2 protein-coding genes are annotated in these 1664 nt (G+C 48.9%); both read left to right on the forward strand.

Annotated features, from left to right (window positions below; translation table 11 throughout):
• On the forward strand, positions 1 to 674 hold a 674-nt coding region (locus FP827_04660; protein MBA3052365.1), incomplete at its 5' end, for a hypothetical protein.
• Positions 675 to 719: 45 nt separating this feature from the next.
• The coding region (ugpC, locus tag FP827_04665; GenBank protein ID MBA3052366.1) for a sn-glycerol-3-phosphate ABC transporter ATP-binding protein UgpC at positions 720 to 1664 on the forward strand (945 nt) is incomplete at its 3' end.

Consider the following 1664-nt stretch of genomic DNA (forward strand, 5'->3'; position numbering starts at 1 on the left):
ACGACGGCGTCGGGGGCGTAAACTCAGTTGTCACTGTCAGCGGGGCATCTCCCGATAAAGCGGCGGGAGTGGTGTCCGCCGCAGATGCTCCTAAGCAGGTTAAAGGAGGGACTCTTTTTACCTGCTCCGCCCCAACCGCGAATAAAGTTGTTCTTGCCGGAAGTTTCAATAATTGGTCGCAGGACGCCAATCCCATGAGAAAGAACGCCGCGGGTATATGGTCGGTGATTGCGCCTCTGGCAACTGGCGCGCATCAATACAAATTTGTGGTGGACGGAAACTGGATAACCGATTCTGCCAATTCCAATACGGCCGACGACGGCGTCGGCGGAGTAAACTCAGTTGTTACTGTCAGCGGGGCATCTCCCGATAAAGCGGCGGAAGTGGTGTCCGCCGCCGGAGCTCCTAAACAGGTTAAAGGCGGGATTCTTTTTACCTGCTCCGCGCCCACCGCGAATAAAGTTGTTGTCGCGGGCAGTTTCAATAACTGGTCTCAAGACGTCAATCCCCTAAGCAAGAACGCCTCGGGAATATGGTCGGCGATTGTGCCTTTGAGCTCCGGATCGCATCAATACAAGTTTGTGACTGACGGAAACTGGATAATTGATCCATCCAATTCCAACACGTCCGCAGACGGGCTCGGCGGCAATAATTCTGTTATAACTCTGCCGTGACAGCTCAGAAATTAAAACGGCAAAAGAGCAAAGGGAGGCTTAATTGTGGCTGAAGTAATCTTAAAAAATATCGCGAAGATTTACGAGGGTGATGTCGTCGGATGCAAGGATATTAATTTGCATATAAAAGACAGGGAATTCTGCGTTTTTGTAGGTCCTTCCGGATGCGGAAAATCGACGACTTTAAGGCTGATAGCCGGCCTCGAGGACATCACGGCGGGAGAATTGCGGATAGGCGACAGAATAGTTAATGATATTCCTCCGAAAGAAAGAGATATAGCGATGGTGTTTCAGAACTATGCGCTTTATCCGCATATGAAAGTGTGGGATAACCTCGCTTTCGGGCTGAAGCTCCGAAAATATCCGGCGGATGAGATTAAAAAAAGGGTTACCGAAGCGGCGCGGATTCTGGAAATAGAGCATTTACTTGACCGCCGGCCTAAGGCGTTGAGCGGCGGGCAGAGGCAGCGTGTGGCGCTGGGCCGCGCGATAGTCAGGAAGCCGAAAGTTTTTCTTTTTGACGAACCTCTCTCAAATCTTGACGCTAAACTCAGGGTGCAGATGCGCGTTGAAATAAAAAAACTGCACGCGAAACTTCAGATAACCTCAATTTATGTCACACATGACCAGATTGAGGCCATGACAATGGGCGACAGAATTGTCGTAATGAAAGATGGTTATATTCAGCAGATTGACGAACCTATGAAGCTTTATGAACGGCCCGTATCAAAATTTGTCGCGAGCTTCATAGGCTCTCCCCCGATAAATTTAATTAAAGTAAAAGTTTCCCGCGAAGGCGAAAAATTTTTAATAAGTGAGGCAGCCGGAGGATTTAAGCTGAAATACAGCCGCAAAGGATTTGATTTTCTCTCGGCGTTTTCCGGAAAAAATTTAATTATGGGCATCCGTCCGGAGAATATAATAGACAGAATTTACGCGGGTGTAAAGGAAGCGGAAAATACCGTGCCTGTCGTCGTGGAAGCGGAAGAG

This window comes from Candidatus Omnitrophota bacterium (genome assembly GCA_013791745.1).
Taxonomy (GTDB): Bacteria; CG03; CG03; order CG03; family CG03; genus CG03.